The sequence below is a fragment of the Pelagibius litoralis genome, from assembly GCF_011683915.1.
In the GTDB taxonomy this organism is placed as follows: Bacteria; Pseudomonadota; Alphaproteobacteria; order Kiloniellales; family Kiloniellaceae; genus Pelagibius; species Pelagibius litoralis.
Genome location: NZ_JAAQPH010000025.1, coordinates 25,950 through 50,549 on the forward strand (window position 1 = coordinate 25,950; position 24,600 = coordinate 50,549).

The following is a 24,600-nucleotide window of genomic DNA, read 5'->3' on the forward strand; positions in this document are numbered from 1 at the left end:
CCCGCATCTTGCGGATTGCGCGGGTGGAGGATTGATGACGGACATTCAGTTTTGGCGAGGGCATGCGAACGAGCAGTCGGCGGCGGCCGGGCGCTTCGGCCGGTCTTCGCCTGCGTCGAGCGCAGACAAGCCGGAAGCAGGCACGCCAGCGGCGGATATGCCGGGCGCGGGTAAGCCGGGCGAAACGGCAGAGGCGGAGTTCACCTTCGACGACTTCCTGGACATCATCAATCCGCTGCAGCACATCCCCGTCGTATCGAGCCTCTATCGCGAACTGACCGGAGACGAGATCTCGGCACCGGCCAGAGTCATCGGCGGCACCCTCTTCGGCGGCCCCAGCGGTTTCGTCTCGGCCATTGCCAACACCCTCTTTGATGAAGTCGCCGGCGAAGACGTGGGCGCCAGCGTCCTGGCCTGGTTCAGCGGCGAGGACGACAGCAGCGAAGGCCAGGTCGCCAGCGACGGCGCGGTACCAGGCGGCGGCGCCGATCCCTTTGCCGCAGCACCCTTGGTGACCGCCGCCGGCAGCGTTATGCCGGCGGTTGCACCGGCAACGATGCCTAAGGGCGACGGCGATCCCACCGGGTTTATCCCGACGGCCATGCCGCTGGCGCCGCAGCCTCAACTCCCGCCACTGCCCCAAGCCCAGCCCGGCAAGCCGGAGACCCCTGCCGCCGGGCGTCAGGAAACTAGCGGCAATGGGCTTCTGACCGGACAGGCTGCCCTGAACGCGCTCTTCAACGACCTGCATGGCGGCGCGGCGGTGACGCCGCCCGCCAGCCAACCGCCGTCGATGCCCCCGTCCATACCGCTGGATCGCAGCGCCGTTGGACAAAGGACCCGGGCAGTAACCGCGGATAGCGCCGGCCCGCCCGACACGACGCCACAGAACCCGGCAGCGGCAACAAATCCGCTGTTGTCCGCGGCCGGCGCCCCCGACGCGGCCCTGGCCGAGCGCATGCTCAAGGCCCTGGACAAGTATGGCGCCATGACCCAGCAGCGCCAGCAACAGAACCAGGAAAACCCGCCGGTCGACACCCGCGACCCGGCGCTGCCAAGGCTTTAGGGCCCTCCATGATCTCCGCCGCCCTTGAGATCATCCGAAGCGTGGCTAGACTGCGCCCATGGAGCTGACCGTTTCTCAGGAAAATGGCGTTTACCGGGCCTCTTGGGGGGACCGGCGATGGCGCTGTGCCGTCGGGCGCAGCGGCATCACCACGGCAAAGCGGGAGGGCGACGGGGCCACGCCGGTCGGCGTCTGGCCGCTGCGGCGCCTGCTTTATCGCGACGACCGCCTGGAACACCCGAAAACCGCCCTGTCCTGCCGGACGATCGGCGACGGCGACGGCTGGTGCGATGCCCCGGAGGATCCCGCCTACAACCAGCCGGTCCAGCTACCCTATCCGGCAAGCCACGAGGTGCTGCGCCGGGACGACCATCTCTACGACCTGCTTGTTGTGCTGGGTTACAACGACGCGCCGGTGGTGCCGGGCCTGGGCAGCGCCATCTTCCTGCACCTGGCGCAGAGCGACTACAGCGGCACCGAAGGCTGCGTCGCCCTTGCCCAAGCCGACCTGCTGACCTTGTTGAGCGAAGCCGGGCCCGGCGATGCCGTCAGGGTTCTGGGCGAGGGCTAGCGCATTTTCGACTTACGTCGAATCGGTTCCAGCCCGCTCTCCCTCCCGGCCACCCAATGCGATTATCCTGGTGGGTGGCCGGGAGGGGGAGCGGGCCGGTGCCGTCAAACTGCGAAAGAGTCTGGCGACTGATTGGTCGGCGGGAACCTCCGGTCTTTGTGAAGCCGAAAAGAGCTGGCCATGGAAACGCCGAGCCGAATCCCTACGTATCTCTATGGGCGGAGTGTTCGATACTCACACGACCATCAGGGAGTCCGTTCCATGAAGACCAATCGCCGCAGCGTCACACAGGTCTTGCTGCTGACCACCGCCTTTTGCGGTCTGACGGCCCTGTCGGCCTGTGCCGGCAGCAAAGGTGTGGTCTACAACAAGAATTTCACCGCCGGCTATTCGCCGAGCAGCCTTGCGGCCTTGCGCGAGCCCTTGTTGGTTGAGACCTTCGGGCGGCCCGCCGCAGGGCCGTCGCAGGCGGCCATTACGGCAGCGACCGTCGAAGGCCTGCGCAAATCCGGCCCGCGCTGGGCCCAGTTGGGCTATAGCGGCAATCCCGCCGACACCCCCAAGGCACCCTACCGTCTGCGCTTTGCCTATGGTGCACCTGTCGCTTTCGCCCGGGCGGATCTCTGCAGCAGTGATCTGCAGCCGGATGATGTCGGCAGTGACGGCAGCAGCGAGCGAACGGTGGTAGCGCTGTGCCGCGGCGCACGCTTTGTCAGCATCGCAGAGGGCACACCCGGCGCGAATGCGGACATTAACTCCGCGGCTTTCTTGGACTTCGTCGGCGCGATCGGACGGCAGGCGTTGCCGCGGCGCAACCCGGTGGTCGACGACGACTGTCTGTTCCGGAAGTGCGATTAAGCGGTTGAAACGCAGCGGCGCAGCAGAGCGCAGAAAAGAAGTCAGACGGCAGCCGGTTTGACCGGCCGCGGACCGAAAACCCCGGTGCCGACGCGCACCAGATCGGCCCCGAAACGAATTGCGGTCTCGTAGTCGCCACTCATGCCCATCGACAGCGCCAGGGGCGCATCAGGCAAGCTGTTGCGCCGGGCGATCTCGCGCAGGAAGGCAAAGTGCAGCGCCGCCTCCTCATCCACCGGCGGAATGCACATCAACCCCCTGATTTCGAGCCCCAGGGCGCGGCTTTCGGCCACGAAGGCATCCGCATCCCGGGGCATGATGCCGGCTTTCTGGGGTTCTTCGCCGGTGTTCACCTGAACGAAGCAGGCGGGGCGCTGACCGGTTTTTCCGGCCTCGCGGGCCAGGGCCTGGGCCAGTTTCGGCCGATCCAGCGTCTCGATCACATCGAACAGAGCCAATGCCTCTTTCACCTTGTTGGTCTGCAACGGTCCGATCAGATGAAGGCGCAGATCGGGAAAGCGCGCCCGCAGCGCCGGAAATTTCGCCTTGGCCTCCTGCACCCGGTTTTCGCCGAACACCCGTTGCCCGGCCGCCAACGCCGCTTCCACCGCTTCGGGCGGCTGTACCTTGCTGACGGCAACCAGCGCGACCGCTTCCGGGTCGCGCCCCGCCGCCTCCGCCGCCTCGGCCATGCGGCGTTTCACCTCTGCCAGGTTCTCTGCAATCGTCGCCATCGGGGTCCGCCTGTCGTCCTCTAAAACCTGTCGTCGCCTAAAGATACCCGAAACGCTTCATCTGCACGCCGTGATCAAGTTCGATCTGGCGGGCCTGCTGCGCCGACAGCTTTTCCCGCCAACCGCCGGCGCGCCCGGAGCGGAAGAACTGTTCGCTGTGCAGTGAGCGTTCGATAAAGCCTTCATCCGACTCCAGCTTCTTGAGCTGCTTGAAGGCGGCATGCTCGACCGCGCGCTCGATACACGTCTGGTCGTTGGAGATACCGAACCGCCGGGCAACCCGCCCGAACTGGTCCAGCGGGTCGGCCAACAGGTCCTCGTAGCGTACCGTGTAGATCCCCGGATGATTCCACTTGGTCCAGGATTCGACATGGTTGGACCAGGAACTCAGAAACTCATGAACGATAGTACCCGGCATTGCCGCGCCAAGACCCGCGGGATTGGCCATCATGACGATCATCTCGTCCAGGGTTTTGCCGAAATGGTCGGCCGCCGACAAAACAACATCGCGGGGATCGCGGATGATGTAGATCGCCCCGAAGGTGGCCGACATCGAGAAGATCGGATGGCCGTAGTCCTCGCCGAAGTAGCTGTGGGTCTTCATCGGCACCACGTTCTTGTTGAGACTGACAACCCGCTCCTGCGCCTTGCTGCGCAGCCCCGCGATTTCTTTCGCTGAAAGTTGGTCGACCGGGCGCTCTGACAGAGGCCGGAACCACGTCTCCGCCGGCTCACTGGGGCAGATTTCGCCAATCCGCTTCAAGGGCAGGGGCTCTCGCGCATCGAGGATGAGATTGGCCAGAAAGGCCCGCATCCAGGTGTTTCCCGATTTCGGGTAGGAAGCCAGCCAGAGGATACCGGGCATCGTCAGCAAGCCTTTCTCAGCGATGGGAGGGGACGCAGGAGACGGCGCATGACCCTAAAGATACCCAAAGCGCTTCATCTGAACCGCATGGTCACGCCCGATTTCGGCCGCCTGGCTGGGGCTGAGTTTCTCGCGCCAGCCGCCCGAACGACCGGAGCGGAAGAAGCGCTGGCTGTTCACCGATTTCTCCACGAAGCCGGTTTGCTCCTCCTGGGCCTGAAGCACCTTGAAGGATGAAAACTCTACCGCCCTGGCGATCTTCGCGTCGTCGCGCGTAACGCCCAGCTTGCGGGCCACACCGCCCAACTGACGCAGCGGATCGGCCAGCATGTCTTCATAGCGCAGCACAATCAGCGGGCTGTGACGCCATCCGGTCCAGGATTTCACGTGGTCGGACCAACTGCCCATCCGTTCATAGACCGTGTTGCCGGCCATGGGCCGCCCGCGCGTCGTCTTGTCGCGCATCATCTCGATGGCCTGGTCGATGGTGAGGCCGTAGTGGTCGGCGGCCGAGATGGCCACATCGCGCGGGTCGCGCACAATGTAGATCACACCGACGCTCGCCTTCACCGATATCGTCGGGTAGCCGTAGTCCTTGCCCAGAAAGCTATGGGTTTTCATGGGCAGGATGTTCCTGTTCAGGGAGGCGGCGCGCTCCTGCGCCTTGGTCCGCAGAGCGGCAACCTTCTTATCGCTGAGCTGGCCGGGCGGGGCCTTGGTGAGCGGCGCGAACCAGACCTCGTTGGGTTCGCTGGAGCAAACCTCGTTGATGCGCTGCAGGGCCAGCGGCTTTTCCTCGCCGAGGATGACATTCGCCAAAAACACCCGCATCCAGGTGTTTCCGGACTTGGGGTAAGAGGCCAGCCACAGAATTCCGGGCATCGGGACGTGAACCTTAAAGATCGAAGGGGCAGGGCGCCGCAGCCGTAACGCTGCCGGACTGCTCTAGGCAAAAGCCCGGGCGGATGCAAGGCAGGGTGCAGGGCCCTGCAGTGGAAAAGTTAATGGGACGATTCAAAATAAACTTTTCTGGGGATTTTAACGAAGGCTAAACAACTGACCAGTGCAAATTCCGCTTATTGTCCGGTTGCAAGGCGGTTCACGAAGTATCTGGTCTACCGCCGAAAAACAGAACCGTTGCAACGAAGACACAGTGTGTCGGAAAAACAACTTAATACCCTTGCCCACCCTTGCGATCCTAAGCAGAGCCTAGTACCAACAGTCCATCCCGTGGCTTGGGGTACCCACAATAGACACCGTATTTGGAGCTTTTCGGAAATGAAAAAAGTATTGATGGCAAGCAGTGCCATTGTCGGGGCCGCGGTTTTGGCTGCCTCGCCTGCCGCTGCTCAGGAACTGACGCTGAACGCGTTCCAGGTCTTCATGGCCTCCGGTGGCGACGCAGATCAAGAAAACAGCGGAGATGAAGGCGGTTCGGATCGTGGTTTTGCGTTCTCGACGAACACGGAAGTGCACGTCAAGGGCGAGATCATGGCCGACAATGGCATCACCTTCGGTTTCCGCGTCGAGTTCGAGGCGGATTCGGGTGAAGAAAACAACGTCGACGAAAACAGCATCTACGCCCAGGGCAGCTTCGGTAAGCTGGAATTCGGCAACAACGACGGCGCCGAAGACACCTTCATGGTGAACGGCTCGAACTCCGGCGTTGACTATGGCGGTGTCGGTAACCCGACGTCGAACTTCCTCTCGTCTGCCTTTGCCGGTCAGGCTCGCACGTCGGTCGATTTCGCGAACGGCGTCGACAGCAGCGACGGCACGAAGATCACTTACACCACGCCGAACTTCAACGGCTTCAGCGCCGGCGTCAGCTATGCGCCGGACTCGTCTGACGGTGGTGATGGTAATAAGTTCAATCGGGCTGACGACGATGGCATCCACGACCACGTCGGTGTTGGCCTCGGCTACGACGGCGAGTTCAACGGCGTCGGTATTGAGCTTGGTCTGGTTGCAGCCTTCGGTACAGCCGACGCTGAGCCGGAAGACGACGTTTATGGCATCGGCGGTGGTGTTGCTATCAGCTACGCCGGCTTCACCTTCGCGACCGGCGCAGTCTTTGACGATGCCGATGGTAATGGTGGTGAAGGTTATGCCTTTGACGCCGGTATCGGTTATGCGACCGGTCCCTGGTCGTTCTCGGTTAACGGCATCTACTCCGAAGACGACGACTCAGACGACGAATTGCTCGCTGGTTCGGCTAACGTTGGCTACAGCGTCGCCCCGGGCGTTCGGGTGTTCCTGACCGGCTACATCGGTGAGGAAGACCTCGGCAGCGGCGATGACAACGAAATCGTCGCGGTGACCAGCGGTCTGGCTGTTTCTTTCTAAGCCAGAACGAAGACTTTTCAGTCTTGAATGGGCGGCGCCTTCGGGTGCCGCCCATTTCTTTTGCCCGCTTCCGGGCCCTATGATATCTACACGATCAAGAGTTCGAGCCTGGTTTTCTCCCAACGGGCGGAAAACCAGCCGGTGTATGTATTCAAGGGACGTGAGAGCGATGACAAGAACGGCCTTTGCCAGCAAGAAGACGAGCCTGCGCCTGGTGGCGATGGCCCTGGCAGTCAGCGTTGTGGCCGGCTGCGGCCTGGGCGGCGAAGCCGTCTATCGTGACGATACCGCTGAAAAGCTTGAGGAAACCCGCGGATCGATCCTCGGCAACGACCAGGTCGGGATCAACAACGACAGCGACCGGCCGGACGCCAGCGGCGGCGATTCCGGGATCGGCGTGAATTCCTACCTCTGGCGCGCTTCGCTGGATACCGTCTCCTTCATGCCGCTGGCTTCAGCCGATCCCTTCGGCGGGGTGATCATCACCGACTGGTACTCGCCCCCTGAGTCCGCGGCCGAGCGGTTCAAGATCAATGTCTACATTCTCGGCCGCGACCTCCGCGCCGATGGTGTACGTGCAGCCGTGTTCCGTCAGCTGCAGGACCCGCGCAACGGGGCCTGGGTCGATGCCGTGGTCGAGGGCCAGACCCCGGTCGACATCGAAAACGCCATCCTTACCCGCGCCCGCCAGCTGCGCATCGCCTCGCTCCAGTAGTTTCGAGGTCTCTTTGCGCGGTCGGGAGGCGATGGAGTCGCTTGCTTTGCCGACGCCGCGTGCCGGCAACCGCAGGACCCTGCCCGATTGCGAGATGACCGCCATTGCCGGCCAAACAGGCGACCCAGATCCGACCTTTGATCTAATCCAGGCATTGACCAGACCATGAGCCGTTACAACGCCAAGGAAGTCGAAGAGAAGTGGCGGCGCCGCTGGGATGAGGCCCGTTGCTTTTCCGTCCAAGAGGATGAGACCCGCGAAAAGTACTACGTGCTCGAGATGTTCCCCTATCCATCGGGGAAGATCCACATGGGGCACGTACGCAACTACACCATCGGCGATGTCGTCGCGCGCTATAAGCGGGCCAAGGGCTTCAATGTGCTGCATCCCATGGGATGGGATGCTTTCGGCCTGCCGGCTGAAAATGCCGCCATGGAACGCGGCATCCACCCGGCGCAGTGGACCTACGACAACATCGCCACCATGCGCGCCCAACTGAAGCTGATGGGCCTGGCGATCGATTGGGACCGGGAGATCGCGACCTGCCATCCCGGTTACTACGCCCAGCAGCAAAAGCTGTTCACGGCCTTCATGAAGGCCGGCATCGTCTATCGCAAGGAATCATCCGTAAACTGGGATCCGGTCGACCATACGGTCCTGGCCAACGAACAGGTGATCGACGGTCGCGGCTGGCGCTCCGGCGCGCTGATCGAGCGGCGGAAACTCTCACAGTGGTTCTTCAAGATCACCGCTTTTGCCGACGACCTGCTGGAGGGTCTCGACAGCCTGGAACGCTGGCCGGACAAGGTCCGCGTAATGCAGCGGAACTGGATCGGACGCTCCGAGGGTGCGACCGTCCGCTTTGAAATCGAAGGCCGCGAAGACCGCCTGACTGTCTTCACGACCCGGCCGGATACGCTCTTCGGCGCCTCCTTCTGCGCCGTTTCGCCCAACCATCCCCTGGCGGCCGAAGTGGCAGCCGGCGACCCGGCGGCCCAGGCCTTCACTGAGGACTGCAACCGCCTGGGAACCAGTGAAGAGGCCATAGAAACGGCGGAAAAGCAGGGTTTCGATACCGGTCTTCGGGTGCGGCACCCCTTTCTGCCGAACCAGAGCCTGCCGATCTACATCGCCAACTTCGTGCTGATGGAGTACGGCAGCGGGGCGATTTTCGGCTGCCCCGCGCACGACCAGCGCGACCTGGACTTTGCCCGCAAATACGGCCTGCCAGTGGTGCCCGTCGTGCTGCCCGACGGCGGCGATGCGGCCAGCTTCGAGATCGGCACGGAAGCCTATACCGGCGACGGCACGGCGATAAACTCCGACTTCCTGGACGGTCTGGGTGTCGAGGCGGCCAAGCGCGCCGCGATCGACCGCCTTGTCGAAGCAGGCCAGGGCGAAAGCACGATCCAATACCGCCTGAGGGATTGGGGAATCTCGCGCCAGCGCTATTGGGGCTGCCCGATTCCGGTGATCCATTGCCCGGACTGCGGCCCGCTGCCGGTGCCTGAGGATCAGTTGCCGATTGTCCTGCCGGAGGATGTCACCTTCGAGACCCCGGGCAATCCGCTGGCGCAGCATCCGACCTGGAAGCAAACGACCTGTCCGGGCTGCGGTGCAGCCGCCGAGCGCGATACCGATACCATGGATACCTTCGTCGATTCATCCTGGTACTTCGCCCGCTTCTGCAGCCCGCGCGCCGAAGACCCGATGGATCGCAAGGCTGTGGACTACTGGCTGCCGGTCGACCAGTACATCGGCGGGGTGGAGCATGCCATCCTGCATCTGCTCTATGCCCGCTTCTTCACCCGCGCCCTGGCAAAGGTCGGTCATGTCGGCCTGCCGGAGCCTTTCGCCGGGCTGTTCACCCAGGGCATGGTCTGCCACGAAACCTACAAGGACCCGGACGGCAAGTGGCTGTTCCCGGAAGAGGTGGAGAAACGCGCCGACGGCACGGCGCAGCATCTTGAGACCGGGCAACCGGTGGTCCTGGGCCGCTCCGAATCCATGAGCAAATCCAAGCGCAACGTCGTGGACCCGCAAGCCATCATCGGCACCTACGGGGCCGATACGGCGCGCTGGTTCATGCTGTCCGACAGTCCGCCGGAGCGTGACATGGAGTGGACCGACGCCGGCGTCGAGGGCGCCTGGCGCTTCACCCAGAGACTTTGGCGTCTGCTGACGGAAAGCCTGGACGCCTTGGCGCCCAAGGGCACGGCGGTACCGGAGGCGCTGGACGGCCCGGCCCTGGAGATGCGCCGCGCGGTGCACAAGACCGTGCAGGCTTTCGGCGACGACCTGGAGAAATTCCGCTTCAACCGCGCGGTGGCGCGGATTCATGAGATCGCCAATACCTTGGCGGGTTTCAAGCCGGGCGATGACGGCGGGCGTTTCGTTCTGCGCGAAAGCCTGGAGCTTCTGGTGCGCCTGATCGGACCGATGATGCCGCACCTGGCCGAGGAAATGTGGCTGCAGCTGGGCCACGACAGTCTGCTGGCCGAGACCGCCTGGCCGCAGGCGGACGCCGCCCTGGTGGCCGACGAGCACGTGACCCTGGCGGTTCAGGTGAACGGCAAGAAACGCGCGACGATATCCTTGCCCGTCGACGCGTCGGAGGCCGAAACCCAGGAACTGGCCCTGGCCGAGCCGGCGGTGCAAAAGGCCATGGATGGAAAGCCCGCGCGCAAGGTAATTGTGGTGAAGAATCGCATCGTGAACGTGGTAGTCTGAGGGATGGAAAGGTCGCGTCGCAATTTCTGCAATCTGGTCCGGCGGGCAGCCGTGGCGGGAGCAATCCTTCCCCTGGGGGCTTGCGGGTTCAGCCCGCTCTATAGCCGCGGGGACGATAACAGCCAGGCGGTCTCGGCCGAACTGGCGGCGGTGCGCATCGAGCCGCTGCGCGACCGGATCGGCCAGCAGATGCACAACTTTCTGCGGGATCGGCTGAACCCCAACGGGCAGCCGGTGTCACCGAACTATCAACTGCGGCTGCAGATCCAGGAAACCACAAGTGAGCTCGGCGTACGCCGGGACGAGACGGCAACCCGCGCCAACCTTAAGCTGACGGCGAACTTTGACTTGAGGGACGCCGGCAACGGCGCGTCTTTGATCAATGGACGCTCCACCTCGACGACCAGCTACGACATCCTCGAGAATCCTTTTGCGACGACGATCTCCGAGCGCGATGCGCGCGACCGGGCGCTGCGCGAGGTGGCGGACGACATCCAGACCCGCCTCGCCGTCTATTTTTCCAGTACCTGAACCGGGCAGAAGCACGCTTTGAAGCTGACGGGCAAGCAGGTTGATGGTTTTCTTGCAAGGCCCGATCCGGCACAGCGGGCAGTGCTCGTGTATGGCCCGGACGGCGGCCTGCGCCGGGAGCGCATAAACCAGCTGCGCGCCGGTGTGGTGGACGACCCCGGCGACCCTTTCTGCGTCTCGGAGCTTTCGGCAGCGCAGATCAAGGAAGATCCGGCCCGCCTGTCGGACGAGGCGGCCGCCCTGACATTCGGCGGCGGCCGGCGCTTTGTCCTGGTCCGCGATGCCGCCGATGCCATGACCGCAACGGTGAAGGATTTCCTGGAAAGAGCACCGGGCGAGGCCTTGGTGGTGTTCGACGGCGGCGACCTTCCCGGTCGCTCCAGCCTGCGCCGCGCCTTCGAAGGAGACAAATCGGCGGTGGCCATTGCCTGTTATCACGACGACCAGCGCAGTGTCGCAGCGGTGGTGCGGGATTTCTTTGCCGAGGCGGGCCTGCTGATCGAGCGCGAAGCCGTCGACTTCCTGGCCGGTCATCTGGGCGGCGACCGGCAGCTCACCCGGCGGGAACTGGAGAAGCTGCTGCTCTTCAAAGGCCTGGAGTCCGGGCCCTTGACCGCCGAAGACGCGGAGCATTGCGTCGGCGACTCCGCGTTGCTGAGCCTGGACGACGTGGCCTTGGCGACAGCCAGCGGAAACCTGGCGGGCCTGGAACGCGCGTTGTCCCGCTGCTTTTCCGAAGGCAATGCGCCGGTCAGCCTGCTGCGCGCCGTGGCACGTCACTTTCAACGGATTCATCAGGTCGCGGGCGCGGTTGCCGCAGGCACGGCGGTGGAGCAGGCCATGAAGGGCCTGCGGCCCCCGGTATTCTGGAAATCGGCAGCCAGTTTCAAGGCGCAGGCGAGCGCCTGGCCCGGTGCAGCCCTGGCGGTGGCGATGAACAAGCTTCTGGAAGCCGAGGCCGCCTGCAAGCGCAGCGGCGCGCCGGCGGAGACCCTGACGGCGCGGGCCCTGATGGAGATTGCCGCCAATGCACCGGGCCGGCGGGCGGCACGGCGCTGAGCCCGGTCAAGGTTGATCTTCTATCGACCGGGATCTGCTCTAACTGTTTGATGTCGATCGGATCATGTTTTGGCGCAACCACGAAGTGGTTCCGTCAAAACATGATCCGATCTAGGGGCGACCGGCCATCGGCGGCATCTGGTTCAGCCGGTGAAGCACATCGTCCAGCTGTTCCAGGGTTTTGTAGTGAATGGTCAGGGAACCGCCATCGCCATGGAACTTGATGCTGACCTTCAGGCCGAGGAGCGCCGTCAGGTCGCGCTCCAGGGCGATGGTGTCGCTGTCCTTGGCGACTTCACCCGGGGAGGCGCTGCTGCCGGTCCTGGTTTTTGACCGCGCGCCGGCCTTGGCCTCCTGCACCAGGCGTTCGGCCTGGCGCACGTTCAGGCCCTTGCTGACGATCTCCGCCGCCAGGTCCTCCGGCGATTCGCAGCCGACCAGGGTGCGGGCATGGCCGGCGGAGAGTTTGCCCTCCATGACCATGGCCTTGACCGCCTCCGGCAGGCTGAGCAACCGCATGGTATTGGCCACGTGGCTCCGGCTTTTGCCGACCACCTTGGCCAGGTCATCCTGGGTGTGTTGGAACTCCTCCAGGAGACGACGGTATCCCTCCGCCTCTTCAATCGGGGTCAGGTCTTGCCGTTGAACATTTTCAACAATGGCCAGCTCAAGGGATTCCGCGTCGGTCAGGTCACGGATGATCACCGGCACTTCGTGAAGCTTGGCCCTTTGGGCGGCCCGCCAGCGGCGCTCGCCGGCGACGATCTCGAACTCGCTCGGCCGCTCCGGATGGCGGCGCACCAGGATCGGCTGAAGAATGCCCTGCGCCTTCACCGATTCAGCCAGCGCGGACACCGCCTCTTCATCGAAGTGCTGGCGCGGCTGGTAGCGCCCGGGATGAAGATGCTCGACCGGTACGCTCTTGTTGGCACGCACCTTGTCGAGGGAGGCGTAGTCTTCGTTCTCCTCGCCAAAGAGCGCCGCAAGGCCGCGCCCCAGGTTGTTGCGCTTGCCTTGGTCCGATGATGCTCCGTCTGTCATAGTCTCAGTTTCCCCGACACGGCATTGCCCAGTGGCGCCCGTCCGCTTCGCCCGCCCGGTCCCTTCGCCCGAAAGCCGGCTGGATTATCTCAAGATCGATCGTTACGATCCAGAAACGAATTACTTTCCCCAAGGACGCTATCGCAAGAGCCTGGGATCAAGATGCCATCGCCGGCTGGCCGGCCAAACCATCCTCGCGCTGCAAAATCTCGCGCGCCAGACGGATGTAGGCCTGAGAGCCGGCACAACGCATATCGTACAGCAGCACCGGCTTGCCGTGGGACGGCGCCTCCGAGACCCGGACATTGCGGGGGATGACCGTCTGATAAACCGCATCGCCGAGATGCCCGCGGACGTCGGCCGCCACCATCTCGCAAAGATTGTTGCGGCGGTCGAACATGGTCAGAACGACGCCCTGGAGCGACAGTTTCGGATTGAGCCCGCGCTGGACCCGGTCGATGGTCCGCATCAGGTGGCTGAGCCCTTCCAGGGCGTAGAACTCCGCCTGCAGCGGGACCAGCACCGCATCGGCCGCCACCAGGGCATTCAAGGTCAGCAGGCCGAGGGCGGGCGGACAATCGATCAGGATGAAGTCGTAACGGCCCCTCACCCGGTCGATCGCGTCGCGCATGCGGTATTCCCGGTTGTCCACCGAGATCAGTTCCAGCTCGGCACCCGACAGCTCGACGCCGGAGGGAATAATGTCCATGCCCGGCACCAGGGTGGTGCTTTCCGCCTCGTCGAGGGCCAGGCCCTGGATGAGCACCTGATAGACACCCTGGCTGCGCTTCTCGGCCGAGACGCCCAAACCGGTGCTGGCGTTGCCCTGCGGGTCCATGTCGACGATCAGCACCCGCTTGCCGCAGGCGGCCAGCGCCGTTGCCAGATTGACCGTTGTCGTGGTCTTGCCGACGCCGCCCTTCTGGTTGGCGACGGCGATGACCCGCGCCACCGGAGCGGCCGGTGAGATCAGCCCAGGGTCTGGGGATTCATCAATATATTGTAGGTTCAAGACGCGCTATCCTCAACAGGTAGAAGTTTGAGACGCAGAATCGATCCTTCTGGATCGGTGATGCTCTCAAAGCGCTCGGTTTGCAGTCTCCATGTTTTACCGGCCTCGGTCAATTCCTGATCCACGTTCCGCCCCTTCAGAAACAGCCCGATCGGCCGATCTTTTCCACAATCTGCCCTCAGAAACCGCTCGGAAAGGTCCAGGATCTTCGGCAGCGGGGCAAAAGCGCGGCAGGTGACGGCATCGACGGGAAACAGATCCAGGGCCTCGACCCTCACGGCATGAACCGTCGCGCGCGCGCCCGTCTCCCGGGCCACCTCCCGCAGGAAGACAGCCTTGCGCTGATCCGACTCCACAAGATGGACGTGGCCGCAACCCAGGATCGACAGGACCAGGCCCGGGAATCCCCCGCCCGATCCCAGATCAAGGATCGTTCTCTCAGCCGTCTCCTTCGGATCGGGAAGGTATTGCCGCAACTGGGCAGCATCGAGGAAATGGCGGCGCCAGAGATCCGGCAGGCTGCGTGGAGAGATGAGATTGATCGCCGCCGTCCATTTCGTCAGCATGGCCGCGTATCGATCGAATTTGTCCTGTGTTTCACGTGAAACACCGACGATGCGCTGAAAATCGGCGGCGGTCAGCCTTTCCGGCTCATTAACCATATCGACTCTCCACCCTATGCGGCGGAATCCCCGGAACGGCCCGCCGCCGCCGGTCGCCGCTGCGCCGGCTTCTTGCGCACATGCCGCAGCAGCGCCACCACGGCCGCCGGGGTCACGCCGGGAATGCGCGATGCCGCGCCGAGGGTCTCAGGCCGCGCCCGCGCCAGGATCTGAAGAACCTCGGTGGAAAGACCCCCGATGGCGGTGTAATCCAGGTTCTCCGGCAACAGCAGGGCTTCGTCCTTCTGAAAAGCCCGGATATCCGCGTCCTGCCGCTCCATGTAACCCTGATACCGCCCCTCGATCTCGATCTGGCGGGCAATCCCCGGCGGCATATCGCGCAGCGCCGGCCAGACCTCGGCCAAACGGGCCAGGGTGAGCTGGGGATAGCGCAGCATCTCATAGGCGCTGCGCCGGACCCCGTCCTGATTGATGGCGATGCCCTGCCCCGCCAGTTCATTGGGGGTGGCGGTCAGCGCGGCCGCCAGGCTGTGTCCCTCGGCGAGTGCCGCCCGCTTGGCCTCATAGGCACCTTGCCGCGCCGGTCCGACGCATCCCAGGTCAATCCCCCTGGCGGTCAGCCGCTGATCAGCATTGTCGGCGCGCAGCCGCAGGCGATACTCGGCGCGGCTGGTGAACATGCGGTAGGGCTCACTGACGCCCCGCGTGACCAGATCGTCGATCAGCACGCCGATGTAAGCTTCGGAGCGGTCGAGAACAAAGGGCGCCGCCTGGGCATCCGCCCCCCGGGCCGCGACGGCCCGCGCCGCGTTCAGTCCGGCCATCAGCCCTTGGGCCGCCGCCTCCTCGTAACCGGTGGTGCCGTTGATCTGACCCGCCAGATACAAACCGGGCAGCCGCCGCGTCTCCAGGCACGACGACAGCTCGCGGGGATCGACATAGTCGTATTCGATGGCGTAGCCGGGCTGGATCATCGCCGCCCGTTCGAGACCGGGAATGGTCTTCAGAAGGGCCTTTTGCACCTCCTCCTGCAGCGAGGTCGAAATCCCGTTCGGATAAACGGTGTGATCCTCCAGGCCTTCCGGCTCCAGGAAGATCTGATGCCGTTCCTTGTCGGCGAAACGCACCACCTTGTCCTCGATCGAGGGGCAGTAACGCGGCCCGACCCCTTCGATCTGGCCGGAATACAGCGGCGCCCGGTCCAGATTGGCGCGGATCAGGGCATGCCCGGCCTCGGAAGTATGGGTGATGTGGCAGTCGATCTGGCGCTGGGTGATCGTCTCGGTGAGGGTCGAGAAAGGCTCCGGCGGCGAGTCGCCGGGCTGCGCCGTCAGGCCGTCATAGTCGATGGTCCGCCCGTCCAGCCGCGGCGGGGTCCCGGTCTTCAGGCGCCCCAGCTGAAACCCGGCCCGCTCCAGGGTCGCCGAAAGACCCACAGCCGGCGCTTCACCGGCGCGGCCCGCCGGGATGCGCTGCGCGCCGATATGGATCAGACCACGCAGGAAGGTGCCGGTGGTCAGGACCACGGCCGCCGCCTGCAGGCTCTCTCCCGTTTCGGAGGTCACGCCGCAGCAGTGCCCTTCGGCATCGAGGATCAGATCATGGACTGCCGCCTCATAAATACTGAGGTTCGATTGCCCCGCCAGCCGCGCCTGCATCGCAGTTCGGTAGAGCGCCCGATCGGCCTGGGCCCGCGGGCCCCTGACCGCCGGCCCCTTGCTGGCGTTGAGCACCCGGAACTGAATGCCGGCCGCATCGGCGACCCGGGCCATCACGCCATCCAGCGCGTCGATCTCCCGAACCAGGTGACCCTTCCCCAAACCGCCGATCGCCGGATTGCAGGACATGACGCCGATACTGTCCTGCCGGTGAGTGACCAACAGGGTGTCGGCGCCCAGGCGCGCGGCAGCCGCAGCCGCTTCACAGCCGGCATGGCCTCCGCCCACAACGATCACGTCAAAAGAGGTTTTTCGCGACATCCGCCCAGCATCCTTTGCTGTGCCGGGTTATATCAGGCCTGAAGGTCCAGGCAACTCCCCGCGGCAACCCCAGGGTCCTGGCGCCTGCGAACAGCGCTGAAACGGGTTAAGGAAACTTCACCATGTTTCACGTGAAACATGCCTATCGATAGCCTATTTACCGATGCAGAACTCGCTGAACACAACATCTAGTAGGTCTTCGACATCTACACGCCCGGTAAGCCGGCCCAGCGAGCGGACGGCCAGGCGCAGTTCCTCCGCCACCAGCTCCGGCAGGGCCGCCGCCGCCGCTGCTTCCAGGGAAGCGCAGCAGTCCTCCAGGGCACGGCGATGTCGTTCCCGGGTGATCTCGGCCAACCCCATTCCGTTGGCGAAACAATCGCCGGCCCGTTCGATCATCGCCGCCAGCAGATCCGACAACCCTTCCCCGGTCTCCGCCGAAACAAGGAAGCAACCGGCACCGCGAACGCCGTCTTCACCCGCCAGCGCCCGGCGGGCTACCGCCACCTCTTCCGGTGAGCCCAGGTCCATCTTGTTCAGCACCAGAAGGCTGCGCTCATCGCGAAGCGCCAGCACCTCAGGCGGCAGGCCCGGCCCCCCCGTGATGTCGAACACCAGCAGTTTAAGATCGGCCGCTTCGGCGCGGCGCCGGGCGCGCTCCATTCCCTCGTGTTCAATGGCCCATTGCCCGGCTTCGGCATTGTCGCCTTCGTCCTCACCGGCCGGCCCCGCGCGGAGACCGGCGGTATCCACCAGGGTCACGGGATAGCCGCCGAGATCCAGATGCACCTCGATCACATCACGGGTGGTCCCGGCAACCGTCGAAACGATGGCGGCCTCGCGCCGGGCAATGGCATTCATCAGGGACGACTTGCCCGCGTTGGGGGCCCCCAGGATGACGGCGGAAAGGCCTTCGCGCAGCCTCTCCCCCCGCCGCCCGTCCGCCAGGGCCGCCCGAATTTCGCTGGCGACGCCGGCTGCCGTGTCCAGCGCTTCGCGATCCAGCGCCTCCGGCAGATCCTCGTCGGCAAAGTCGATGGCCGCCTCAAAGTGGGCCAGCACGCGCAGCAGCCGCGCCGCCCAGGCATCGGTCAGGCGCGCCAGCCCGCCTTCCATCTGCCGCAGCGCCTGGCGCCGCTGCGCCTCGGTATCCGCCTCGATCAGGTCCGCCAGGCCCTCGACCGCGGTGAGATCCAGTTTGCCGTTGTCGAAGGCCCGCCGGGTGAATTCGCCCGCCTCGGCCGGGCGCAGCCCGGGGATCCCGCCCAATCCGGCCAGGACCGCAGCGACAACGGCCCGGCCGCCGTGCAGGTGCAGCTCGGCAACATCCTCGCCGGTGAAACTCTGCGGCGCCGGAAACCACAGCACCAGCGCCCGGTCGATCGGCTCCCCAGATTTGGGATCGCGAAGGCTGCGCAGCGTCGCCAGCCGCGGCGCCGGCAGATCGGTGGCTGTCGCACCACCGCCGGTCCCATCGCCACCAGCCCCATCGCCGCCGGTGAGCGCCGACAGGGCCCTTCCCGCCTGCCGGCCCGACACCCTGATCACCGCGACACCGGCCCGGCCCGGCGCCGTCGAGGGCGCGAAGATGGTCTCTCCTGCATAGCCGTCAGGCATCGCCCAAGCTCACCACTATGGTCATTTATATTTCATTATCAAATAGTTATGGCGCATCCGGCGAACCGCTAGGCGCCCTTGGCCTTGTCGCCGGCGGTCTTGGTCATCTGCGACCAGAAGGCTTTCTGCATCTGCTCCCAACCCTGGATACCGGCGGGCAGCCAGGTCTTGAACAGCTGCTCCGGCTCCATGGCCGACAGGCTCGCCATCATGCGCTTCTGCATTTCTTCCATGACAGCCTTTTGCATGGGCGTAACATCGGGCAGCCCCAGAAAGGCCCGCGCCTCTTCCGGGGTGCAATCGATATCCAGATGAATCTTCATCACTCTCTCCCGTTCTTATAAGCACGCTTTCACGCGTGTCCGCCTGTCACCGGATCATGGCGCCGCATCGTGGCGCCGCTGAATTCCCATCCCAGACTTCCGCCCCGAATTCCCACACTGAATTCAAGGTTGAGCCGGGACGCCATGGCAACCCATATTGAGGGCAGCGATTGTGAAACTACAGGGCGCCAACCCGGCACCGCAATCCGATCCAACAACAGAGTGGTTTCTGCGCCGCCCGCAGCCTGCCGCAAACAAAGAGTCGCCCCTTGACCAAACAGCCCCCGTTGTCCGACACCGCCAGCAACACCGATGGCCTGGCAAACCGCCTGGACGAGGAAACCAGCCCCTATCTGCTGCAGCATCGCGACAACCCGGTGGCTTGGCAGCCCTGGGGGGACGAAGCCTTCGAAGCGGCACGCCGGGAGGGCAAGCCGGTCCTGCTTTCCGTCGGCTATGCGGCCTGTCACTGGTGCCATGTGATGGCCCACGAGTGCTTTGAAAACCCCGACATCGCCGCCCAAATGAACCAATTATATGTTAATATCAAGGTGGATCGGGAGGAACGGCCCGATGTCGATTCGATCTATCAATCGGCGCTGGCGCTGCTGGGCGAGCATGGCGGCTGGCCTCTGACCATGTTCCTGACCCCTGAGGGCAAGCCCTTCTGGGGCGGCACCTACTTCCCGCCGAGCCCGCGGTTCGGGCGGCCCGGCCTGCCCCAGGTGCTCCAGGGCATTGCCGAGATCTACGCCAACGACAGCGCGCGGGTGACCAAGAACACCACGGCGCTGAAAGACGCCCTGGGCAAGCTGTCGCAGAACCAAGCCGGCGAAGCCATCAGCCTTGGCATGATCGACCAGATCGCCGCCCATCTGGTGAAAGAGATCGACCCGCTGCACGGCGGCATCGGCAGCGCGCCCAAGTTCCCGCAGCCGGCGATCATGAAACTGCTGTGGCGCGCCTGGAAGCGCAGCGGCGACCCGGCCCAGCGTCAGGCCCTGCGCCAGGCCTGCGAGCTGACCATGACCAAGATGTCCCAGGGCGGCATCTACGATCACCTGGGCGGCGGCTTTGCGCGCTACTCCGTCGATGCGATCTGGCTGGCGCCCCACTTCGAAAAGATGCTCTACGACAACGCCCAGCTGCTCGAGGTGCTCGGCTGGCTCTGGCAGGACACGGCCAATCCGCTCTATGAGCAACGCATCCGCGAGACGGTCGCCTGGACCCTGCGGGAAATGATCGCCGACGGCGACGGCAGCGGGAAAACGCCTTCCGGCGCCTTCGCCGCCACCCTGGATGCCGACAGCGAGGGCGAAGAGGGCAAATTCTACGTCTGGTCGGAGAGCGAGATCGACGCCTTGCTCGGCGCGGAAGCGGAGCTTTTCAAAACCCACTACGACGTCGGCCCCGGCGGCAACTGGGAAGGCAAGACCATCCTCAACCGCACCGACCGGCCGCTGCTGGCCGAACCCGCCGTCGAGGCCCGCCTGGCCGCGGCCCGCGAAAAGCTGTTCGCGGTGCGCAGCCGGCGCATCTGGCCCGGCTGGGACGACAAGGTCCTGGCCGACTGGAACGGGCTGATGATCGCCGCCCTGGCCGAGCTCGGCCCGCTGTTCGGCGAAGCGTCCTGGCTGGTCGCGGCCGAAGAGGCCTTCGCCTTCGTCTGCCGCGAGATGCAGCGCGATGGCCGCCTCTTTCATTCCTGGCGCCACGGTCGTCTGAAGCATCCGGCCACCCTGGACGACTACGCCAACATGGCCGCCGCGGCGCTCGCTCTTTATGAAGCCACGGCACAGTCCAGCTATCTCCATCAGGCCGAAGCCTGGGTCGGCGATCTCGACCGGCACTACTGGGACGATGCCGACGGCGGCTACTTCCTGACCGCCGACGATACCCGCGGCCTCATCGTGCGCACCAAGACGCCGCACGACAACGCGGTTCCTTCCGGTAACGGAACGATCATCGCCGTGCTGGCGAAGCTCTTTTACCTCACGGGCAGAGAAAGCTACCGCCACCGCGCCGAAGCCGTGATGCGGGCCTTCTCCGGCGAGATCAACCGCAACTTCTTCCCGCTGGCCACCCTGCTCAACAGCACCGAGCTTCTGTCCTCCGCAGTGCAGATCGTCATCGTCGGCGACAAGGACGCCGCGGATACGGCGGATCTGCTGGCCGCCGTCCGCGCGCTCTGCCTGCCCAACCGGGTTCTTCAGGTGATCGCGCCGGCGGAAAGCCTGCCTGAAAACCACCCGGCCAGCGGCAAGGGCCAGAGCGAGGGACGCGCCACGGCCTACGTCTGTCACGGCCCGACCTGCTCCCTGCCGATCACCGCGCCGGCAGCGCTGACCGCCGCGCTGGCCCCCTCCGATTCGGAAGGTGAACCGACTTCACTGAGCAACCCCGCACCATGACCTTGCTTCGCCGCAGCGTCGAAACCCCGACCGGCCCGGTCAACCTGACCGAGGACGACGGCGTCATCATCCGGGTCACCTGGGCCGGCAGCCCGGGAACCGCAATGTTCGACGACACAAGTCCCTTGTTGGATCGTACCGCCGAACAGATCACCGCCTACTTCGCCGGCGCGCTTCAGGTCTTCGACCTGCCCCTGCGCCCCGCCGGCAGCGACTTCCAGCTTGCCGTCTGGCGGGAGATGCTGCGCATTCCCTATGGCGAGACCCGCTCCTACGGCGATCTGGCCAAGGCGACCGGCGGCGTTGCCCGCGCCGTCGGCGGCGCCTGCGGGGCCAACCCGATCCCGATCATCATTCCCTGCCACCGCGTGCTGGGCGCCGACCGGGCGCTGGGCGGTTTCTCCGGCGGCCTAGGGGCGGAGACCAAAGCCGAGCTGCTCACCCTGGAAGGCGCCTGGCCGATCCAGCACGGCTTTTCCTTTGCCTGACCAGCCGGCATCCACCGCTGGCGGGATGACAGCAGCGGGCAGCGCACGATAAGCTCGCCGCCGGCAAACCGCATATCGAAACAATGAAACAGACGGGGAAAGCGCATGAGCGAAGTCACCATCGAAGGCAAGGACGGCAGCTTCGCGGTCTACACCGCGGTACCGGATGTCACACCGGCGCCGGGCATCGTCGTCGCGCAGGAAATTTTCGGCGTCAACCAAGTGATGCGCGATACCTGCGACTGGCTGGCGACCCAGGGCTTCGTCGCCGTCTGCCCCGATCTTTTCTGGCGTATCGAGCCGGGCATCCAGCTGACCGATCAAAGCAAGCCGGAGTGGGACCGCGCTTTCGAACTGTTCGGCCTTTTCGATGTCGACAAGGGTATCGAGGACATGAACACCACCCTGGCCACGCTGCGGGCCCACGAGGTCTGCAACGGCAAGGCCGGTACCCTCGGTTACTGCCTCGGCGGCAAGCTCGCCTACCTCATGGCGACACGCTCGGACGCCGATTGCAATGTCGGATACTACGGGGTCGGCCTGGGCGACCTGCTCGGCGAAGCCGACAGGATCACCAAACCCCTGATGCTGCACATCGCCGAGAAGGACGCCTTCTCCTCGGCCGAGGAAATCGAAAAGGTCCGACAGGGCCTCGGCGGCAATGACAACGTCACAATCCATGTCTACGACGGCAACGACCACGCCTTCGCGCGCGAAGGCGGCGAACACTACGACGAAGCCGCCGCGAAACTTGCAAACGACCGCAGCGTGAAATTTTTCAGGGAGAACCTCGGCTGATGACCAAAGCAATCCGCATCCACGCGCCCGGCGGCCCCGAAGCCCTGGTCTACGAAGACGTCGAGGTTCCCGCGCCGGGGCCCGGCGAGGTCCTGCTGAAGCAGAATGCCTGCGGCCTCAACTACATCGATGTCTATCAGCGCAGCGGCCTCTATCCCCTGCCTGCCTATCCCGCCGTCATCGGGATGGAGGGCATGGGTGTCGTCGAAGCGGTCGGCGAGGGTGTCGATGCCTTTGTCGCAGGCGACCGCGTTGCCTACGCCGACGTGCCGCCCGGCGCCTATGCCGCCGCCCGCATCATGCCCTGGCACCGGCTGGTGAAACTGCCCGATGCCATCGGCGACCAGCAGGCCGCCGCCATGATGCTGCAGGGCATGACGGTCGAGTACCTGATCCGCCGCACCTATGCGGTGCAACCCGGCGACACCGTGCTGCTCCATGCCGCCGCCGGCGGGGTCGGCCTCATTGCCTGCCAATGGCTGAACCACCTCGGCGCCACGGTGATCGGCACCGTCGGCTCGGAAGAAAAGGCCGCGCTTGCCAAGGCGCACGGCTGCCACCACACCATCAACTACCGCGAAGAAAACTTCACCGCCCGGGTCCGCGAACTGACCGACGGCGCCGGTGTGCCGGTGGTCTACGATTCCATCGGCAAGGACACCTTCGAAGGCTCGCTCGATTGTCTTCGTCCCCGTGGTCTTATGGTCACTTTCGGCAACGCTTCGGGCCCGGTCGAACCGTTCAATCCGGGCATCCTCGGCCAGAAGGGATCGCTCTACCTCACCCGCCCCAGCCTGATGGCCTACAACGCCAAGCGTGAAGAGCTGGAGGCCTCCGCCGCCGCGCTCTTCGAGGTCGTGACCTCGGGCAAGGTGAAGATCGCGGTGAACCAGACCTATCCCTTAAGCGAAACCGCCCAGGCCCACCGCGACCTGGAGGCCCGCAAGACCACCGGCTCGACAGTGCTGCTGCCTTAGCGGGTTTGGCTGCCGAAGGAGATCATCATCCGATGCCGGGCGTCACCGCCTAAGCATCGGTTCGCGATTCGACGGTGTTGTAGAGCGGCATGGCGCGCGGCAAGAGCGGAACTGCGGCCGCGTTCTTCGGTCATGATCGTTCCCCCGACATTCATGCCAGCGTCACTCGTGCCAGCGTTCCGGCAGCGATGATTTCTTTCGGTCGATGAAGTCGCGCAGCGCCTCGTCCACCCCCGGGTCGATCGCCGGCGCCTCGTAGGCGGCGAGCATGGCCTTCCAGCACCCGTTGGCGCGCTGCTCGGCCGTCCGGCTGCCCTGTTCCAGCCAGGTCTCGTAAGGCCCCGCCTCCGGCAATGCGGAGAGGTAGTTGGCCTGCTCGAAATGACGCAGCGTGTGCCGGGTCGAAAGGAAGTTCTCACCCGGGCCGGTATCCAGATAGGCCTCGCGGGCCAGGCTTTCGTCGTCGACCACCAGACCTTCGATCAGACGCAGCAGCATCCCGCAGTGATCGACGTCCATCACGAACTTCTCATAGCCCATGGTCAGCCCGCCCTCGAGCCAACCGGCCGCATGCCAGATCTGGTTCGCGCCGGAGAGGATCGACGTCAGCATCGCCATCGAACTTTCCTGCATGGCCTGACCGTCGGCGGAGTTCGCGGCGGTTATCTGCCCGCCGCCGGAGCGCACGGGCACGCCCAGGCGCCGCCCCAACTGCGACAGCGCCATGGTCGAGAGGTTCGCTTCCGGCGAGCCGAAAGTCAGCGCCCCGGACTTCAGGTTCATCGTCGAATGAAAACTGCCGAGAACCACCGGGCAGCCCGTGCGCACCAGCTGCGCGAGCGCGATGCCGACCATGCCTTCGGCCAGCGTCTGGGCGATGACCGCGGGCTGGCTCACCGGCCCCATGGCCCCGCCGAAGATCGCCGGCGAGATCGCCACCGACTGCTTCGCCGCCGCATAGACCCGCAGCGCGCCGGACATCGTGCCGTCATAGACGAGCGGCGAATTGACGTTGATGTTCGCCTGGATCACCGCATGGCTGTCCATGAACCCGCCGAAGACGATCCGCGCCATGTCGAGCGAGTCCCGGGCGCGTTCCGGCGCCGTTACGCCCCCCATGAACGGCTTCGTGGAGTAACGCAGATGCGCATAGACCATATCCAGGTGGCGCGTGTTCACAGGCACGTCCACCGGTTCGCAGACCGTGCCGCCGGAATGGTTCAGCCAGGGGCTGAGATAGGTCAGCTTCACGAAGTTCCGGAAGTCCTCAAGCGAGGCATAGCGGCGGCCGCGGTCGAGATCGGTCACGAAGGGCGAGCCATAGCCCGGCATCAGCACGACATGGTCGCCGCCCAGCGTCACGCTCCGGTCCGGATCGCGGCCATGCAGGCGATAGGTTGCCGGCGCCGTGGCGCAGAGCGCGCGTGCATGACCGGGATCGAAGCGCACGCGCGCACCCTCCACCGTCGCCCCCGCCTCCCGGAACAGAGCCAGCGCGGTGTCGTCTCCCCGAAACTCCACCCCGATCCGGCTCAGAATCCAGTCTGCCTGTTCCTCGATGGCGATCAGCGATTCTTCGTCAAGCAGCGTATAAGCCGGAATCCGCCGAAGCGCTTGTGGCACCTTCTCTCTACCGGCAGCCACGCGGGCTTCCCGGCGCGCAACGCGCCCTCTCCTGCGGGGGGCTGTGCCGGGCTTCTCCGGCGCCGGCAGATCGCTTTTATGGTTCAGCATTTTTGCACTCAACAGGCTGCGCGGTGACGGTAAGTCATCGCGAGGCGTGACTTTCATTAGACTTTAATCAGCCAACTTCGCGGTAAAAGCGCTGCCGGACAATGCAATTCATTTGAACAGAT

22 protein-coding genes are annotated in these 24,600 nt (G+C 64.8%); 12 read left to right on the forward strand and 10 right to left on the reverse strand.

Annotated elements, in window-relative coordinates; translation table 11 throughout:
- Positions 1-34 precede the first annotated feature (34 nt).
- From HBA54_RS24115 to HBA54_RS24125, 3 genes are all read left to right on the forward strand, one after another.
- Positions 35-1,066 carry a hypothetical protein gene (locus HBA54_RS24115; protein WP_167229617.1) on the forward strand — a complete coding sequence of 344 codons (1,032 nt, stop codon included), beginning with the start codon at positions 35-37 and terminating at the stop codon, positions 1,064-1,066.
- Between the two features lie 58 nt (positions 1,067-1,124).
- On the forward strand, positions 1,125-1,637 hold the full coding sequence (locus HBA54_RS24120; RefSeq protein ID WP_167229620.1) for a L,D-transpeptidase family protein: 513 nt from the start codon (positions 1,125-1,127) through the stop codon (positions 1,635-1,637).
- A 261-nt stretch (positions 1,638-1,898) separates the two neighbouring features.
- Complete coding sequence (locus tag HBA54_RS24125) at positions 1,899-2,495, forward strand: hypothetical protein (RefSeq protein WP_167229625.1); 597 nt, start codon at positions 1,899-1,901, stop codon at positions 2,493-2,495.
- A gap of 41 nt (positions 2,496-2,536) precedes the next feature.
- On the opposite strand, the gene HBA54_RS24130 is transcribed toward HBA54_RS24125, so the two are convergent.
- The 3 genes from HBA54_RS24130 to HBA54_RS24140 are packed head-to-tail and all read right to left on the reverse strand — an operon-like array spanning position 2,537 to position 4,976.
- On the reverse strand, positions 2,537-3,229 hold the full coding sequence (locus HBA54_RS24130) for a YggS family pyridoxal phosphate-dependent enzyme (RefSeq protein ID WP_167229627.1): 693 nt from the start codon (positions 3,227-3,229) through the stop codon (positions 2,537-2,539).
- 37 nt (positions 3,230-3,266) lie between these two features.
- Positions 3,267-4,094, reverse strand: coding sequence for a sulfotransferase domain-containing protein (locus tag HBA54_RS24135; protein WP_240932881.1), 828 nt, complete (start codon positions 4,092-4,094; stop codon positions 3,267-3,269).
- A gap of 54 nt (positions 4,095-4,148) precedes the next feature.
- Positions 4,149-4,976, reverse strand: a complete 828-nt coding sequence (locus HBA54_RS24140; RefSeq protein WP_167229633.1) for a sulfotransferase domain-containing protein — start codon at positions 4,974-4,976, stop codon at positions 4,149-4,151.
- Positions 4,977-5,372: 396 nt separating this feature from the next.
- On the opposite strand from HBA54_RS24140, the gene HBA54_RS24145 reads away from it, so the two are divergent.
- From HBA54_RS24145 to holA, 5 genes are all read left to right on the forward strand, one after another.
- Complete coding sequence (locus HBA54_RS24145; RefSeq protein ID WP_167229636.1) at positions 5,373-6,440, forward strand: porin; 1,068 nt, start codon at positions 5,373-5,375, stop codon at positions 6,438-6,440.
- A gap of 169 nt (positions 6,441-6,609) precedes the next feature.
- Positions 6,610-7,155, forward strand: coding sequence for a DUF3576 domain-containing protein (locus HBA54_RS24150; protein ID WP_167229639.1), 546 nt, complete (start codon positions 6,610-6,612; stop codon positions 7,153-7,155).
- Between the two features lie 165 nt (positions 7,156-7,320).
- Complete coding sequence (gene leuS / locus HBA54_RS24155; RefSeq protein WP_167229642.1) at positions 7,321-9,885, forward strand: leucine--tRNA ligase; 2,565 nt, start codon at positions 7,321-7,323, stop codon at positions 9,883-9,885.
- A gap of 51 nt (positions 9,886-9,936) precedes the next feature.
- On the forward strand, positions 9,937-10,416 hold the full coding sequence (gene lptE, locus HBA54_RS29520) for an LPS assembly lipoprotein LptE (RefSeq protein ID WP_205944887.1): 480 nt from the start codon (positions 9,937-9,939) through the stop codon (positions 10,414-10,416).
- Between the two features lie 18 nt (positions 10,417-10,434).
- Complete coding sequence (gene holA / locus HBA54_RS24165) at positions 10,435-11,475, forward strand: DNA polymerase III subunit delta (RefSeq protein ID WP_167229649.1); 1,041 nt, start codon at positions 10,435-10,437, stop codon at positions 11,473-11,475.
- 111 nt (positions 11,476-11,586) lie between these two features.
- Here the strand turns inward: holA and HBA54_RS24170 are convergent, their stop codons facing one another.
- The 6 genes from HBA54_RS24170 to HBA54_RS24195 form a co-directional block, all read right to left on the reverse strand.
- Positions 11,587-12,516, reverse strand: a complete 930-nt coding sequence (locus HBA54_RS24170) for a ParB/RepB/Spo0J family partition protein (RefSeq protein WP_167229652.1) — start codon at positions 12,514-12,516, stop codon at positions 11,587-11,589.
- A gap of 157 nt (positions 12,517-12,673) precedes the next feature.
- Positions 12,674-13,489, reverse strand: coding sequence for a ParA family protein (locus HBA54_RS24175; protein WP_205944892.1), 816 nt, complete (start codon positions 13,487-13,489; stop codon positions 12,674-12,676).
- 35 nt (positions 13,490-13,524) lie between these two features.
- A complete protein-coding gene (gene rsmG, locus HBA54_RS24180) occupies positions 13,525-14,169 on the reverse strand; it encodes a 16S rRNA (guanine(527)-N(7))-methyltransferase RsmG (RefSeq protein ID WP_437126255.1) in 645 nt (214 codons plus the stop codon).
- A gap of 35 nt (positions 14,170-14,204) precedes the next feature.
- Positions 14,205-16,130, reverse strand: coding sequence for a tRNA uridine-5-carboxymethylaminomethyl(34) synthesis enzyme MnmG (mnmG, locus tag HBA54_RS24185; RefSeq protein ID WP_167229658.1), 1,926 nt, complete (start codon positions 16,128-16,130; stop codon positions 14,205-14,207).
- A 153-nt stretch (positions 16,131-16,283) separates the two neighbouring features.
- A complete protein-coding gene (mnmE, locus tag HBA54_RS24190) occupies positions 16,284-17,747 on the reverse strand; it encodes a tRNA uridine-5-carboxymethylaminomethyl(34) synthesis GTPase MnmE (protein WP_167229661.1) in 1,464 nt (487 codons plus the stop codon).
- Positions 17,748-17,815: 68 nt separating this feature from the next.
- Positions 17,816-18,070 carry a DUF6489 family protein gene (locus HBA54_RS24195; RefSeq protein ID WP_167229664.1) on the reverse strand — a complete coding sequence of 85 codons (255 nt, stop codon included), beginning with the start codon at positions 18,068-18,070 and terminating at the stop codon, positions 17,816-17,818.
- Between the two features lie 269 nt (positions 18,071-18,339).
- On the opposite strand from HBA54_RS24195, the gene HBA54_RS24200 reads away from it, so the two are divergent.
- From HBA54_RS24200 to HBA54_RS24215, 4 genes are all read left to right on the forward strand, one after another.
- Positions 18,340-20,481, forward strand: coding sequence for a thioredoxin domain-containing protein (locus HBA54_RS24200; RefSeq protein WP_240932877.1), 2,142 nt, complete (start codon positions 18,340-18,342; stop codon positions 20,479-20,481).
- Positions 20,478-20,969 (forward strand): methylated-DNA--[protein]-cysteine S-methyltransferase, encoded by a 492-nt coding sequence (locus HBA54_RS24205; protein ID WP_167229667.1) that lies wholly within the window; start codon positions 20,478-20,480, stop codon positions 20,967-20,969. Before HBA54_RS24200 ends, HBA54_RS24205 begins: the two co-directional genes overlap by 4 nt.
- 105 nt (positions 20,970-21,074) lie before the next feature.
- A complete protein-coding gene (locus HBA54_RS24210) occupies positions 21,075-21,767 on the forward strand; it encodes a dienelactone hydrolase family protein (RefSeq protein WP_167229670.1) in 693 nt (230 codons plus the stop codon).
- Positions 21,767-22,744, forward strand: coding sequence for a quinone oxidoreductase family protein (locus HBA54_RS24215; RefSeq protein WP_167229673.1), 978 nt, complete (start codon positions 21,767-21,769; stop codon positions 22,742-22,744). Before HBA54_RS24210 ends, HBA54_RS24215 begins: the two co-directional genes overlap by 1 nt.
- Positions 22,745-22,906: 162 nt before the next feature.
- Here HBA54_RS24215 and HBA54_RS24220 read toward each other — a convergent pair whose 3' ends face one another.
- Positions 22,907-24,535, reverse strand: a complete 1,629-nt coding sequence (locus HBA54_RS24220) for a trimethylamine methyltransferase family protein (protein ID WP_322096108.1) — start codon at positions 24,533-24,535, stop codon at positions 22,907-22,909.
- Positions 24,536-24,600 lie beyond the last annotated feature (65 nt).